This window comes from Mycobacterium sp. THU-M104, assembly GCF_049197365.1.
Taxonomy (GTDB): Bacteria; Actinomycetota; Actinomycetes; order Mycobacteriales; family Mycobacteriaceae; genus Mycobacterium.
The window spans coordinates 1-14659 of sequence record NZ_JBMIOP010000181.1 but is presented as its reverse complement, the minus strand read 5'-3'; the positions used below and the strand labels follow the sequence as shown (position 1 = coordinate 14659).

11 protein-coding genes and 1 pseudogene are annotated in these 14659 nt (G+C 67.8%); 9 read left to right on the top strand and 3 right to left on the bottom strand.

What is annotated here, in order from left to right; all coding sequences use genetic code 11:
• Positions 1-170 precede the first annotated feature (170 nt).
• From yajC to ACOJVU_RS14400, 6 genes are all read left to right on the top strand, one after another.
• Positions 171-551 (top strand): preprotein translocase subunit YajC, encoded by a 381-nt coding sequence (gene yajC / locus ACOJVU_RS14425; RefSeq protein WP_421530397.1) that lies wholly within the window; start codon positions 171-173, stop codon positions 549-551.
• A gap of 114 nt (positions 552-665) precedes the next feature.
• Entirely contained in the window at positions 666-2453 is a 1788-nt protein-coding gene (gene secD, locus ACOJVU_RS14420; RefSeq protein WP_421530396.1) for a protein translocase subunit SecD, read from the top strand.
• A 4-nt stretch (positions 2454-2457) separates the two neighbouring features.
• Positions 2458-3723 (top strand): protein translocase subunit SecF, encoded by a 1266-nt coding sequence (gene secF / locus ACOJVU_RS14415; protein ID WP_421530395.1) that lies wholly within the window; start codon positions 2458-2460, stop codon positions 3721-3723.
• Between the two features lie 5 nt (positions 3724-3728).
• Complete coding sequence (locus ACOJVU_RS14410) at positions 3729-5372, top strand: ABC transporter substrate-binding protein (protein WP_421530394.1); 1644 nt, start codon at positions 3729-3731, stop codon at positions 5370-5372.
• Positions 5373-5396: 24 nt separating this feature from the next.
• Positions 5397-5948 carry an adenine phosphoribosyltransferase gene (locus tag ACOJVU_RS14405; protein ID WP_421530393.1) on the top strand — a complete coding sequence of 184 codons (552 nt, stop codon included), beginning with the start codon at positions 5397-5399 and terminating at the stop codon, positions 5946-5948.
• Between the two features lie 43 nt (positions 5949-5991).
• Positions 5992-8343, top strand: a complete 2352-nt coding sequence (locus ACOJVU_RS14400) for a RelA/SpoT family protein (protein ID WP_421530392.1) — start codon at positions 5992-5994, stop codon at positions 8341-8343.
• A gap of 32 nt (positions 8344-8375) precedes the next feature.
• Here ACOJVU_RS14400 and ACOJVU_RS14395 read toward each other — a convergent pair whose 3' ends face one another.
• The 3 genes from ACOJVU_RS14395 to ACOJVU_RS14385 all read right to left on the bottom strand — a co-directional run bounded on the left by ACOJVU_RS14395 (position 8376) and on the right by ACOJVU_RS14385 (position 10604).
• The gene (locus ACOJVU_RS14395) at positions 8376-9053 is read right to left on the bottom strand and encodes a hypothetical protein (RefSeq protein WP_421530391.1); all 678 of its coding nucleotides are present in this window, start codon (positions 9051-9053) and stop codon (positions 8376-8378) included.
• 280 nt (positions 9054-9333) lie between these two features.
• Positions 9334-9564 (bottom strand): hypothetical protein, encoded by a 231-nt coding sequence (locus tag ACOJVU_RS14390; RefSeq protein WP_421530390.1) that lies wholly within the window; start codon positions 9562-9564, stop codon positions 9334-9336.
• Between the two features lie 128 nt (positions 9565-9692).
• A complete protein-coding gene (locus ACOJVU_RS14385; protein ID WP_421530389.1) occupies positions 9693-10604 on the bottom strand; it encodes a peptidylprolyl isomerase in 912 nt (303 codons plus the stop codon).
• Positions 10605-10668: 64 nt separating this feature from the next.
• Here ACOJVU_RS14385 and ACOJVU_RS14380 point away from each other — a divergent pair, with 64 nt between their 5' ends.
• The 3 genes and pseudogenes from ACOJVU_RS14380 (at position 10669) to ACOJVU_RS14370 (ending at position 14312) form a co-directional block, all read left to right on the top strand.
• Entirely contained in the window at positions 10669-11343 is a 675-nt protein-coding gene (locus ACOJVU_RS14380; protein ID WP_421530388.1) for an MBL fold metallo-hydrolase, read from the top strand.
• On the top strand, positions 11340-12611 hold the full coding sequence (gene hisS, locus ACOJVU_RS14375) for a histidine--tRNA ligase (RefSeq protein ID WP_421530387.1): 1272 nt from the start codon (positions 11340-11342) through the stop codon (positions 12609-12611). Before ACOJVU_RS14380 ends, hisS begins: the two co-directional genes overlap by 4 nt.
• A gap of 347 nt (positions 12612-12958) precedes the next feature.
• Positions 12959-14312, top strand: a pseudogene (locus tag ACOJVU_RS14370) (recombinase family protein).
• The last annotated feature ends 347 nt before the right edge of the window (positions 14313-14659 follow it).

Below are 14659 nucleotides of genomic sequence, written 5' to 3'. Positions count from 1 at the left end.
TCCTCACCGCGGCGCGCCTTTCGCGCCACGAAAGCCACCCTATCTGGGCGCGGCGGGGCCGCCGAAAAGTGCCTGCGCCCGGTGCCGGTGGGGCCTAGCTGCGGCTTGTCGCACCGAGAAGGCAGACTGGACGCCGGGTCGACACACCGAGACGAAAGACGGGCGCCGCCATGGAGAGTTTGGTCCTGTTCCTGCCGTTCCTGCTCATCATGGGCGGGTTCATGTATTTCGCGTCGCGTCGCCAGAAGCGGGCGATGCAGTCGACCATCGACCTGCAGGAGTCGCTGCGCCCCGGGGACCGGGTGCACACCACCTCAGGGATGGAAGCCACCATCGTCGCGATCGCCGACGACACCGTCGAGCTCGAGATCGCGCCCGGCGTGGTGACCCGATGGATGAAACTGGCCGTTCGCGACCGGATCCTGCCCGACGAATTCGACGAACTCGACGAACTCGACGAAGACGAACCCTCGAGCGGGTTGCCGGGCCCCGGCGAACGCGGGGATGCCGCCGACCCCTCCGGCGAAAGCCCGCTGCGCAAGAATTTCTGACAGGTTCCCGGCTACCCGGACCGCTTGCGCGATGCCCGCAAGGGTGACACGTAGTCTCTGTCCTGGGGTCTCTGTCCTGGGTACGAAACCGATTCTCAAGGAGATAGAAGGAACGTGGCATCGTCTTCGGCGCCGGTGCACCCTGCCCGCTACCTGTCAGTTTTCTTGATCCTGCTCGTGGGCTTGTACCTGTTGGTGTTCCTGACCGGCAACAAGCGTGCCGCCCCCAAGCTCGGCATCGACCTGCAGGGCGGCACCCGCGTCACCCTGACGGCGCGGACGCCCGACGGCTCGGCCCCCAGCCGTGAGGCGTTGGCGCAGGCGCAGGAGATCATCAGTGCGCGGGTCAACGGGCTGGGTGTCTCCGGTTCGGAGGTCGTCGTCGACGGCGACAACCTGGTCATCACGGTCCCGGGGAAGGACGGCAGCGAAGCCCGCAACCTTGGGCAGACCGCACGGCTGTACATCCGGCCGGTGCTCAACTCGATGCCGGCGCAGAGCGTCGAACCCCAGCCGCCCCAACAGGGTGAGCCGGGGCCCGTTGGCGCGCCGGGGACCCCGCCCGCGCCCGGCGCACCCCCGCCGTCGGCGCAGCAGACTCCGGGGGCTCCGGAGGCAAAGCCTCCGTCCCCGCCCGCGCCGGGCGGTCACCCGGGTGCCCAGCCCCGGCCCTACCCGCAGGACCCGCCGCCGTCGCCGAGCCCGGCGCCGCCCGCGCCGGGTGGCCCGGTAGCAGGGCCCGCGCCCGGGGAGCAGCCCGCGCCGGCGGATCCGCGCAAGGACCTCGCCCAGCGCATCGCCGCGGAGAAGAAGTGGCGGCAGAGCACCAAGCAGGGCATCCAGTTCCTCGCCCTGCAGTTCGAGGCCACCCGCTGCGGCAAGGACGACATCCTCGCCGGTAACGACGACCCCAACCTGCCCCTGGTGACCTGCTCCACCGACCACAACACGGCGTACCTGCTGGCGCCGTCGATCATCAGTGGTGACCAGATCGCCAACGCCACCTCGGGCATGAACCAGCACGGCATCGGTTACGTCGTCGACCTGCAGTTCAAGCCGTCGGCGGCCGGTGTCTGGGCCGACTTCACCGCCTCCCACATCGGCACCCAGACGGCGTTCACGCTGGACTCGCAGGTGGTCAGCGCGCCGCTGATCCAGGAAGCGATCCCCGGCGGCCGTACCCAGATCACCGGCGGCGACCCCCCGTTCACCGCCGCCTCGGCGCGCCAGCTGGCCAACGTCCTCAAATACGGGTCGCTACCCCTGTCCTTCGAGTCGTCGGAGGCCCAGACCGTGTCGGCGACGCTGGGGCTGACCTCCCTGCGGGCGGGGCTCATCGCGGGTGCCATCGGCCTGGTCCTGGTGTTGCTGTATTCGCTGCTCTACTACCGGGTGTTGGGGTTGTTGACGGCATTGTCCCTGACCGCCTCGGGCGCGATGGTTTTCGCGATCCTGGTACTGCTTGGCCGGTATATCAACTACACGCTGGACCTGGCCGGCATCGCGGGTCTGATCATCGGTATCGGCACCACCGCCGACTCGTTCGTGGTGTTCTTCGAGCGCATCAAGGACGAGATCCGCGAGGGCCGCTCGTTCCGGTCGGCCGTGCCGCGAGGCTGGGCGCGGGCCCGCAAGACGATCGTCTCGGGCAACGCCGTCACCTTCCTGGCCGCCGCGGTGCTCTACTTCCTGGCGATCGGCCAGGTGAAGGGATTCGCGTTCACATTGGGCCTGACCACAATCCTCGACCTGGTGGTCGTGTTCCTGGTGACCTGGCCGCTGGTGTATCTGGCCTCCAAGTCCCCGACGCTGGCCAAGCCGGCCTACAACGGCCTCGGCGCGGTGCAGCAGGTCGCCCGCGAACGCCGGGCCGCCACGCAGGTGAAGACGGGACGGGCATAACACGATGGCTTCCCGAGACAAGACCGGAAACGCTGCGGCATCCAGCGGTGCTGTGGAGCTGACCGAGAGCATCACCCAACCGGCCCGCCGCAGCTTCGTCACGCGGCTCTACACCGGCACCGGGGCGTTTGAGGTGGTGGGTAGGCGCCGGCTGTGGTTCGGCATCAGCGGCGCGATCGTGGCGGTCGCGATCGTCAGCATCCTGGTGCGCGGGTTCACCTTCGGCATCGACTTCAACGGCGGCACGACGGTGTCGATGCCGCGCGGTGACGCCCAGATCTCCAAGGTCGCCGAGGTCTTCAACAAGACCGTCGGCAAGGACCCGGAATCGGTGGTGGTCGTCGGCAACGGCGCCTCGGCGACCGTTCAAATCCGTTCCGAGACGCTGTCCAACGACCAGACCAGCCGGCTGCGCAACGCACTGTTCGACGCGTTCCAGCCGAAGGGCGCCGACGGCAAGCCCAGCAAGCAGTCCATCAGCGACTCGGCAGTGTCAGAGACCTGGGGCGGCCAGATCACCAGCAAGGCGCTGATCGCGCTGGTGGTGTTCCTGGCGCTGGTCGCCCTCTACATCACCGTGCGCTACGAGCGCTACATGACGCTGTCGGCGATCGCGGCGATGTTCTTCGACCTGACCGTCACCGCGGGCGTCTACTCGCTGGTCGGCTTCGAGGTCACCCCCGCCACGGTCATCGGCCTGCTGGCAATCCTCGGGTTCTCCCTCTACGACACCGTCATCGTGTTCGACAAGGTCGAGGAGAATACCCACGGGTTCCAGCACACCGCCCGGCGCACCTTCGCCGAGCAGGCCAACCTGGCGATCAACCAGACCTTCATGCGCTCGATCAACACCAGCCTGATCGGTGTGCTGCCGGTGCTGTCGCTGATGGTGATCGCGGTCTGGCTGCTGGGTGTCGGCACCTTGAAAGACCTGGCGCTGGTACAGCTGATCGGCATCGTGATCGGCACCTACTCCTCGATCTTCTTCGCGACGCCGTTGCTGGTCACCCTGCGCGAGCGCACCGAGCTGGTGCGCACCCACACCCGCCGGGTCATGCGTCGCCGCGGGGACGGCGACGATGCGGCCGAGATGACGGAGACGGCGGATTCCGGCGGCGACACCGAACCCGCGCAGGACGGCACGGCGGCTGCCACGGAAGCCGCAGGGTCCGGCAAGCCCGCCCCGAACAAGCCCGCGCCGGGCGCCCGGCCCGCGCGGCCCGCCGGCACCCGGCGTCCGAGCGGCAAGCGAAACGCCGGCCGGAGGTAGTCAGCATGGCCGGCTGGCGCGGATGGGCGATCGTTGCTCTGGCCGCGGTGCTGACGGGCGCAATGACGTTGACCGGGTGTTCGGGCAGTGCCGCGTCGCAGGTCGACTACGTGGTCGACGGCTCGCTGGTCACCTACAACACCAACACCGTCGCGGGGGCAGCGTCGGCCGGCGCCCAGGCCTTCGCCCGCACCCTCACGGGCTTCGGCTACCACGGGCCGGACGGGCAGGTGGTGGCCGACCACGACTTCGGCACCGTCTCGCTCGTGGACGGGGCGCCGCTGGTGCTCGACTACCAGATCGCCGACAAAGCCGTCTACTCCGACGGCAAGCCGGTGACCTGCGACGATCTCGTCCTGGCCTGGGCGGCCCAGTCCGGCCGGTTTCCCGGCTTCGACGCGGCCACCCAGGGTGGCTACATCGACATCGCGAACGTCGACTGCAAGCCGGGCCAGAAGAAGGCCCGCGTGTCCTTCGCGCCGGACCGCGGCGTCGTCGACTACGTGCAGCTGTTCACTGCGACCTCGATGATGCCGTCGCACGTCATCGCCGACCAGCTGCATGCCGACGTGACCGCAGCCCTGCTGAACAACGATGAGCGAATGGTCGAACGGATCGCCCGACTCTGGAACACCACCTGGGACCTCAAGCCCGGGCTCGATCTCCGGCGTTTTCCGTCGTCGGGGCCATACAAGATCGAATCGGTCCTCGACGGCGGCGCGGTGGTGCTCGTTGCCAACGACCGGTGGTGGGGCCCCCGCGCGATCACGAAACGGGTGATCGTGCGGCCGCAGGGCGCCGACATCCAGGACCGGGTCAACAGCCGCAGCGTCGACGTGGTCGATGTGGCGACCGGTTCGGCCGGGGCGCTGGCCACCCCGGACGACTACGAGCGCGACAACTCGCCGTCGGACGGCGTCGAGCAGCTGATCTTCGCGCCGCGGGGGCCGCTGGCGCAGCCGGCGAACCGCCGTGCGTTCGCCCTCTGTACCCCGCGCGACACGATCGCCCGCGACGCGGGGGTGCCGATCGCCAACTCGCGGCTGGAGCCGGCCATCGACGACGCGGTCGCCAGGGGGGAGGCCGGCGCCGACGCCGAACGCTTCAGCAGGGCCGATCCCGGCGCCGCCCGCGATGCGCTCGGCGGTGCGCCGTTGACCGTGCGGATCGGCTACCACGGGCCCAACGCGCGGTTGGCGGTCACCGTGGGGACGATCGCCACATCGTGCGCCGCAGCCGGTGTCACCGTCGCCGGCGTGACCCTGGATTCCTCGGGGCCGCAGGCGCTGCGGGACGGGAAGGTCGACGTGTTGCTGGCCAGCACCGGCGGCGCCAGCGGCAGCGGATCGACCGGGTCGTCGGCGATGGACGCCTACGACCTGCACAGGGGTAACGGCAACAACTTGTCCGGGTTCGCGAACGATCAGGTCGACGGCATCATCGGCGGGCTTGCTGTATCCGCCGACCCCGCCGAGCGGGCCAGACTGGTGGCGGAGGCGGCGCCGGTACTGTGGGGGGACATGCCGACTTTGCCCCTCTATCGACAGCAACGCACGCTGTTGATGTCGAAGAAGATGTACGCGGTGACCAAGAATCCGACCCGCTGGGGCGTGGGCTGGAACATGGATCGATGGGCCCTGGTGCAGTGAGGTTCCCGGTGCAATGAGGTTTGCATGACACGTTCCGATACGGCCGTGTCGTCGGCTGCGCTGGCCGACCTGATCGCTTCACTGACCCGCACGGTGGCCGATTTTCCCAAGCCCGGCGTGCAGTTCAAGGACCTCACCCCGCTGTTCGCCGACCGCGATGCGCTGGCGGCGGTGACGGACGCGCTGGCGGGCACGGCGTCCGGCGCGGACCTGGTGGCCGGCATCGAGTCCCGGGGGTTTCTGGTCGGCGCGGCCGTGGCCACCCGGCTGAAGACCGGTGTGCTGGCGATCCGCAAGAGCGGAAAGCTGCCGCCCCCGGTGCTCGGTGAGAACTACACCAGGGAGTACGGCGATGCCTGCATCGAGATTCCCGCCGATGGCCTTCACCTGCGGGACCGCAGCGTTTTTCTCGTCGACGACGTGCTGGCCACCGGCGGCACGTTCGCCGCGGCGGCCCGGTTGCTGGAGCGCGCCGGGGCGCGCGTGACGGGGGCCGGGGTGGTGGTGGAACTGGCCGCGCTGGGCGGTCGCGCCGCGGTGGCGCCGCTGCCGGTGCACAGCCTGAGCTGTGCCTAGCGGGGCCACCTTGGCGATATCCTCGGAGTCGGAGGTGACCACCGTGACGGATGATCAGCGCACGGCGCAAACCGTTGCGCCGCCGGCCGACGAGGAGACACCCCAGCCTCCCGCCGATACCCCCAAGACCGGCAGCCACGCCTCGCGCCGGGTCCGGGCCCGGCTGGCCCGCCGGATGACCGCCCAGCGCAGCACCCTCAACCCCGTGCTGGAGCCGCTGGTCGCGGTGCACCGGGAGGTCTATCCCAAGGCGAACACGCAGTTGCTGGAGCGGGCTTTCGAGGTGGCCGACGAGCGGCACGCCACGCAGTACCGACACTCCGGCGACCCCTACATCACGCACCCCCTGGCGGTGGCCAACATCCTGGCCGAGCTGGGAATGGACACCACAACGCTGGTCGCCGCGTTGTTGCACGACACCGTCGAGGACACCGGGTACACTCTCGAGGCGCTCTCCGAGGAGTTCGGCGACGAGGTCGGTCATCTGGTCGACGGCGTGACGAAGCTGGACCGCGTGGTGCTGGGCAGCGCCGCCGAGGGCGAGACCATCCGCAAGATGATCACCGCGATGGCCCGCGATCCCCGGGTGTTGGTGATCAAGGTCGCCGACCGGCTGCACAACATGCGCACGATGCGTTTCCTGCCGCCGGAGAAGCAGGCGCGCAAGGCCCGCGAGACGCTGGAAGTGATTGCACCCCTTGCGCATCGGCTCGGTATGGCAAGCGTCAAGTGGGAATTGGAAGATCTGGCGTTCGCTATCCTGCATCCCAAGAGGTACGAGGAGATCGTCCGGCTCGTCGCCGGCCGTGCGCCATCCCGGGACACCTACCTGGCCAGGGTGCGCGCCGAGATCACCAACACGCTCAATGCTTCCAAGATCAAGGCGACAGTGGAGGGCCGCCCCAAGCACTACTGGTCGATCTACCAGAAGATGATCGTCAAGGGGCGCGACTTCGACGACATCCACGATCTGGTCGGCATCCGCATCCTGTGCGACGAGGTCCGGGACTGCTATGCAGCTGTCGGCGTGGTCCACTCGCTGTGGCAGCCGATGGCCGGGCGCTTCAAGGACTACATCGCCCAGCCCAGATACGGTGTCTACCAGTCGTTGCACACCACCGTCGTCGGGCCGGAGGGCAAGCCGCTCGAAATCCAGATCCGCACCCGCGACATGCACCGCACCGCCGAATACGGCATCGCCGCGCACTGGCGTTACAAGGAGGCCAAGGGCCGCAACGGCATTCCGCATCCGCATGCCGTCGCCGAGATCGACGACATGGCCTGGATGCGTCAGCTTCTCGACTGGCAGCGCGAAGCGGCGGACCCGGGTGAGTTCCTGGAGTCCTTGCGCTACGACCTCGCGGTGCAGGAGCTCTTCGTCTTCACCCCCAAGGGGGATGTCATCACGCTGCCGACCGGGTCGACGCCGGTGGACTTCGCCTACGCCGTGCACACCGAGATCGGTCACCGCTGCATCGGCGCCCGGGTCAACGGGCGCTTGGTGGCGCTGGAGCGCAAGCTCGAAAACGGCGAAGTCGTCGAGATTTTCACCTCCAAGGCACCCAACGCCGGGCCCTCACGCGACTGGCAGCAGTTCGTGGTGTCGCCGCGGGCCAAGGCGAAGATCCGGCAGTGGTTCGCCAAGGAGCGCCGCGAGGAAGCTCTGGAGGCCGGCAAGGAGGCCATCGCCCGCGAGGTTCGCCGCGGCGGGCTTCCGTTGCAGCGCCTGGTCAACGGCGGCTCCGTGGCGGCGGTCGCCCGCGAGTTGCACTACGCCGACGTGTCTGCGCTCTACAGCGCGATCGGCGAGGGACACGTATCGGCCAAGCACGCGATGCAACGGCTGCTGGCCGAACTCGGTGGAATCGACCAGGCCGAAGAAGAGCTGGCCGAACGGTCCACGCCGACGACCATGCTGCGCCGCCCGCGCAGCAACGAAGACGTCGGTGTCTCGGTCCCGGGCGCGCCGGGAGTGCTGACCAAGCTGGCCAAGTGCTGCACGCCGGTGCCGGGCGACGCGATCATGGGTTTCGTCACCCGCGGCGGCGGCGTCAGCGTGCACCGCACCGACTGCACCAACGCCGCGTCGTTGCAGCAGCAGTCCGAGCGCATCATCGAGGTGCGGTGGGCGCCGTCGGCGTCGTCGGTGTTCCTGGTGGCCATTCAGGTCGAGGCACTCGACCGCCACCGGTTGCTCTCCGACATCACCCGCGTGCTGGCCGACGAGAAGGTGAACATCCTGTCTGCATCGGTGACCACCTCGTCAGGCGACCGGGTGGCGGTCAGCCGGTTCACCTTCGAGATGGGCGATCCCAAGCATCTCGGGCACCTGCTCAACGTGGTGCGCAACGTCGAGGGCGTGTACGACGTCTACCGGGTGACGTCCGCGGCCTGAGTTTCTGCGCGGCCTGATCCGTAGCAAGCCTTCTACGCCAGCTCTGCTACGACCTTTTGTGCTGCGACCATGAGCTGGGCAACGGTGAAATCCTTCACGTCGATACGCACGTCCGTCAGGATTTTCGGCAACGGTTCGGCGAGGTGTTCCTGGACTGCGGCGACAAGCAGATCGGCCGCATTGGAATGACCGTCACCGTGTCCGAATATCACGATCATGTCGGCGCCGCGTACTTCTTCTACGACTGCGCGGTAGTAGGTCGGATCCTCCGGTGCGCGTTGCCCTGGGTAGTTGCCTTTGATGTGTCGAAGGTGGCGCAGGTGCCCGTGAGGGTCGTAAGGGCTGATGGTTTCGAGCTCGGCGGTCGGCGGTTCGAACTCGTAGATCGTCGACTCGTGATGGTCGATCACGACCAAGAGGTGTCGCCCTGGTTTCGGCTCAGCGACCGGCTGACTTGTCTCCTGTAGAAAGTGTCGGATCGCTACCACCAGGTCCGCGGGTAGATCGCCATGAGCGGGCGGGTGAAAGACCGCGGTGTGTTCTCCGATCCTGACGCGGAAGCGGTCGCCACTTTCGGGTATGACTTCGCCGAGTGCCTCGAACAAGCCCTGTACTGCGTCCCACTTGATGTTGTGGCTCAACGGGTGGCCAGTCAGCTTCTCCAATGTGCGCCGCTGATGGTTGTTCAAGTGTGACTGATCGGTCGCCATGTGTTGTCCCGTTCGGTGTTGGTTAGCGCGCGTTGGTTGGTGACATCGACCAGGTGTCAGGTCGTCGCACCGGGTCAGCGGTCATTCGAATGACCTGTGCTGAGCCTGAATTCGTCGACAGGCCGGTGATGTGATCGGCATGACCGATCAGGTTGCGCCGAGAGCGGCAGCGCTGTTCGCGCCACTCATCGACGACAAGTCGTCAAAGCCTACCGGGCCGGATGTTGACGGTTGTGCAATTTGCCCGTCCGGCTCGCACGGCCCTCGACCTCGGTATCTATCAGTGAGTGTCTTCTGCACTCGCATGCCGCCAGCCGTGGCCGAGTTCGTTGTCGTGCAGGGCGCGGAGTTGATGTGCGTAGTGGTCGAGACGGTCGGCGGCCTGCTTCATCTCCTTGAAATCGTGTCCGTGGTCGCGCGCGGCGGTTTTCTCTTCGGCCCGCTTACGCACGATGTGCAGTTCCTCCCGACTCAACTCGACGATCTTTTCCAGTGTCTCTTCGAGATTCATACAGTACCTCCTGCGTTGCGGCACGATCTTGGATAATCGGCACCAGGGCGTTGCGATGATTGAAAAGATAGTTCACAGCCCACCGAACGACCCCGGCTGGTGCGCACGGCTGTCAGGATCGAGCCGCGTCAGTCGAGCAACAGCGACGTGATCGTGACCTCGCTGGCCGGCTGCCCGTCCTCACCGCCACCGGCGACGCCGGCATCGGCGATCTTGTCGAGGGTGGCCAGCCCGTCGGCCTGGATCGTGCCGAACACCGTGTATTTGGGCGGCAGCTCGGAGTCCTTGTAGACCAGGAAGAACTGGCTGCCGTTGGTGCCCGGACCGGCGTTGGCCATCGCCAGCGTGCCGCGCGGATACAACACCGGCTGGTCGAGCTTGGGGTCGTTGGGCGGGTACTGGTCGGTCGGGTACTCGTTGGCGAACTGATAACCGGGGCCGCCGGTGCCCTTGGCTGTCGGGTCGCCGCACTGCAGGACGCCCAGCGTCGGGGACGTGGTCAGCCGGTGGCACTGGGTCCCGTCGAAGTACTTCTGCTGTGCCAGACTGGCGAAGCTGTTGACGGTGCAGGGGGATTCGTTGTTGGCCAGCATCAGGCCGACCGGACCCTGGTTGGTCATCATGCTCGCGCTCACTTGCGCGGGTTCCGTGGACACTTTGCCGGTGCGTGGCGGCTTGACATCCTTGGCGGCCGGCTCTCCGGTCGCCGGGTACTGGCAGTCGGCGCCCAGGTTGGCCGACGGCGTGAACGGCGGTAACGGCGGGACGGCCGCCGTCTGCGGAGCCGTGGCCGTCGTGGTCGTCTGCGCCGGGCTGCCCATGGTGGTGGTCGTGGCGGGCGCCGCGGTGCTGCCCCCGCTGTCGTGTTCGTGACGGTTGTTGACGACTGCCAGCGCCAACGCGGTGATCACGGCCACCGAAACGACCGCGCCGGCGGCGATCACCAAGATCCGGCGCATTCGGGCCTGTTTCGCGCGGCGCGCGAGCTGCCGCTCCAATTTGCGTTTGGCTGTGGCGCGTCGCTGTTCATTGGTCGGCACGAAAACTCAGGCTAATGTGGGCGCCGCGACCGGTGACACGCGGCCCCATGGGAAACTGGGAACCGTGTTGATCACCGGATTTCCTGCCGGGATGTTGCAGTGCAACTGCTACGTCCTGGCCGAGCGGCCCGGAAGCGATGCCGTCGTGGTGGATCCGGGGCAGCGTGCCATGAGCCCGCTGCGCCGCATCCTCGACGAGCATCGGCTGACGCCGTCCGCGGTGCTGCTCACCCACGGGCACATCGACCACATGTGGTCGGCGCAGAAGGTTTCCGACACCTTCGGCTGCCCCACCTACATCCATCCCGAGGACCGGTTCATGCTCAAAGACCCGATCTACGGCCTGGGACCGCGGCTGGCGCAGGTGGTCGCGGGGGCGTTCTTCCGCGAGCCCAGGCAGGTGGTGGAGCTGGATCGCGACGGCGACAAGCTCGACCTGGGCGGTGTCAGCGTCAACGTGGATCACACCCCAGGGCACACCCGCGGCTCGGTCGTCTTCCGGGTCCTTCAGGCGGGTGCCGCCGACGCCGACGTGGTGTTCACCGGCGACACCCTGTTCGAGCGCTCCGTGGGCCGCACCGACCTGCACGGCGGCAGCGGCCGCGACCTGCTGACCTCCATCGCCGGTAAGCTGCTGGTGCTCGACGACAAGACCGTGGTGCTGCCCGGGCACGGCAACGCCACCACCATCGGCGCCGAGCGCCGGCACAATCCCTTCCTCGAGGGCCTGAGCCCGTGACGGAATTTACGGCGTTCTCCGCCCCCAAGGGGGTGCCGGACTATGTCCCGCCGGACTCGGCCCAGTTCGTGGCCGTGCGTGACGGTTTGCTCGGCGCCGCCCGGCGGGCCGGTTACGGCGCCATCGAGCTGCCCATCTTCGAGGACACGGCGCTGTTCGCGCGCGGCGTCGGGGAGTCCACCGACGTGGTGTCCAAGGAGATGTACACCTTCGGCGACCGCGGCGACCGCTCGGTCACCCTGCGGCCCGAGGGGACCGCCGGGGTGGTGCGCGCGGTGATCGAGCACGGTCTGGACCGCGGCGCGCTGCCGGTCAAGCTGTGTTACGCCGGACCGTTCTTCCGCTACGAGCGTCCGCAGGCCGGGCGCTACCGGCAGCTGCAGCAGGTCGGCGTGGAGGCGATCGGCGTCGACGACCCGGCGCTGGACGCCGAGGTGATCGCCGTCGCCGACGCCGGCTTCCGCGCGCTGGGCCTGGACGGGTTCCGGCTGGAGATCACCTCCCTGGGCGATGAGACCTGCCGCCCGCAGTACCGGGAGTTGTTGCAGGAGTTCCTGTTCGGGCTTGACCTCGACGAGGACACTCGCAGGCGCGCCAAGATCAACCCGCTGCGCGTGCTCGACGACAAACGGCCGCAGGTGCGGGCGATGACGGCCGGCGCGCCGGTGCTGCTCGACCATCTGTCCGACGTCGCCAAGGCGCACTTCGACACCGTGCTGGCCCATCTGGACGCGTTGGGCGTGCCGTACGCGATCAACCCGCGCATGGTGCGCGGCTTGGACTACTACACCAAGACCACGTTCGAGTTCGTGCACGACGGCCTGGGCGCGCAGTCCGGCATCGGCGGCGGCGGCCGCTACGACGGCCTGATGCGCCGGCTCGGCGGCCAGGACCTGTCCGGCATCGGTTTCGGGCTGGGTGTGGATCGCACGCTGCTGGCGCTGCGGGCCGAGGGCAAGAGCGCGGGGGACACGACGCGCTGTGACGTGTTCGGTGTGCCGCTGAGCGAGGCCGCCAAGTTGCGGCTGGCGGTGCTGGCCGCGCGGCTGCGCGGGGCCGGTGTGCGCGTCGACCTGGCCTACGGCGACCGGGGCCTCAAGGGGGCCATGCGCGCCGCCGACCGCTCGGGCGCCCGTTTCGCCCTCGTGGCCGGGGACCGCGACCTCGAGGCCGGCACGGTCGGGATGAAGGACCTTTCGACCGGCGAGCAGGTGCCGGTGTCGGTGGATTCGGTTGTCGACGAGGTAGTTTCGCGGCTAGGGCGCTGACACCGGGACGGCGGGCCCGTTCTGTCAAAGCCTTCCACTATTGTCGAACTTATGTTCGAATATGGGAACGTGTTCCGGGGAGGGCGGGGTGAAAACAGGATTCTGACACTCGTGCTCAACGGCAACAATCCACGGTTCCCGCGCGGATGACGACGGACGCCCTCCAGCACCAAACTAATCCACAGGCTCACCGGCACCATAGAACGTCCGGAGTCGACCGAAACACCCAACAAGTCTGCTCCGACCGGCACCAACACACCAAGGCCCTCAGCGACCACCCGCACCGGCGACCAACGACCCATTTTCGCCCGCCACGGCGGGGCGGCGCCCCGGAGAACTAAGCCCGGATTTCCTCGGACGCGGAGGGCACAGGGTTGGGGTGGCACGCCAGTTGGAGGATTGCCGCAAGCTCGTCGCGGATCGGGGCTGGCCGGTCGGGGCCGAGTATGTCGACAACGATGTGTCGGCGTTCTCCGTTAAGCCGCGCCGCAAGTACGCACAGATGCTGACCGATCTGGCATCCGGTGATCGTGATGCGGTGATCGTTTACAACCTGGATCGGCTGCATCGGCGTCCGGTGGAGTTGGAGGAGTTCGTCACGTTGTGTGAATCGGTCGCGCCGACATCGACCTCGGTAACGATGACAGGTTGTTCATGGCCCGCATTTTCGCGGCGTTCGCCGCCAAGGCGTCTGGCCGCAAGTCGGCGCGTATCCGCCGCAAGATGTTGCAGAACGCCCAGGCCGGGCTGCCGCATGGTTCAGCGCCCCCGTTCGGGCATGAAGCCGACAAGGTCACCGTACGCGTATCAGAGGCCGCGGTGGTCCGTGAGATGGCGGAACGGTATCTGGCGGGCCAGTCCCTGCGGTCGTTGACGATCTGGCTCAACGAGTCCGAGGTCGCCCCGAGCGTGGCGAAGTCGTGGCAGACCTCGGCGATGCGCCAGGTGTTGTCCTCGGGTCGTATCGCCGGGCTGCGGGAGTATCGCGGGGAGGTCATCGGCACCGCGATGTGGCCGGCGATCATCACCCCGGCAGAGCGGGATCGGGTGTTGGCGCGGATGGCGGCACGCTCGGTGACCAAGACCCGCACGGCCCGCACCTGACTATTGTCGGGGATGCCGCGTTGCGGACGCTGCGGCAACCGGCTGTATTCCCCAGCCCGGCAAAGCAATCCGCAGAATATGGTCCGCCGCTACGTGTGTCTGAAAGGCCCGGGTCATGGTGGGTGCGGCCGGTTGACGGTGGTCGCCGCCCCCGTCGAGGAACTGCTGGCCGAAGCGGTGTTGGCGCGGCTGGATTCACCGCAGTTGGCCGACGTGCTGGCCGGCAAAGCCACCGCTGATGCGGATGTCGCCGCGCTGGCGGCGGCGCAAGTCGAGGCGGATCACGAACGCCTTGATGAGCTGGCGGGGCTGTATGCCGACGGTGCCATTACTGCACGGGAGTGGATCGCGGCGCGTGATCCGATCACCGACCGCATCACTGCCGCCCGCTGCGACATTGCCGCCGCCACCGACACGACCGCGGTCTACGAGTTGGCCGGCACCGGCGGTGCACTGCGCACCGAGTGGGTTGATCTGGACCTGGGCCGCCAGCAGGCGACCGTCAGAGCGGTGTTGGATCACGCGGTCATCGCACCGGGCACTCCGGGTGCGCGCCGCCTGGACATCGACCGGGTGGCTCCGGTGTGCCGGGTCTGACCCGCCGACGACGCCGTGCGATCGGCCCCCAGAAGGGTCGCGATCCGCTTGATGACGGTCGGGTCGGTCACAGTGACCGGCACGTCGTGGCGTTCACACGATGCAGTCAGCCAGGCGATGAACTCGGGACGCTCATGGAGCGGCAGCACGCCGGAGTCCCCTCTCTGTCAACCTTGAGTGAGACACTTCGAGGCGAGGTGTTTAACGAGTCCGAGGGCGATTACGGAGAGAACAAGGTTGAGCAACAACAGTACCGCTGCCCGGCGATCGTCGGTCACTGCGGAAGACGTGCCTGACCCGCAGGTAACGGAGCGGGCGCATCGGCGCACGTTTACTGCCAAATACAA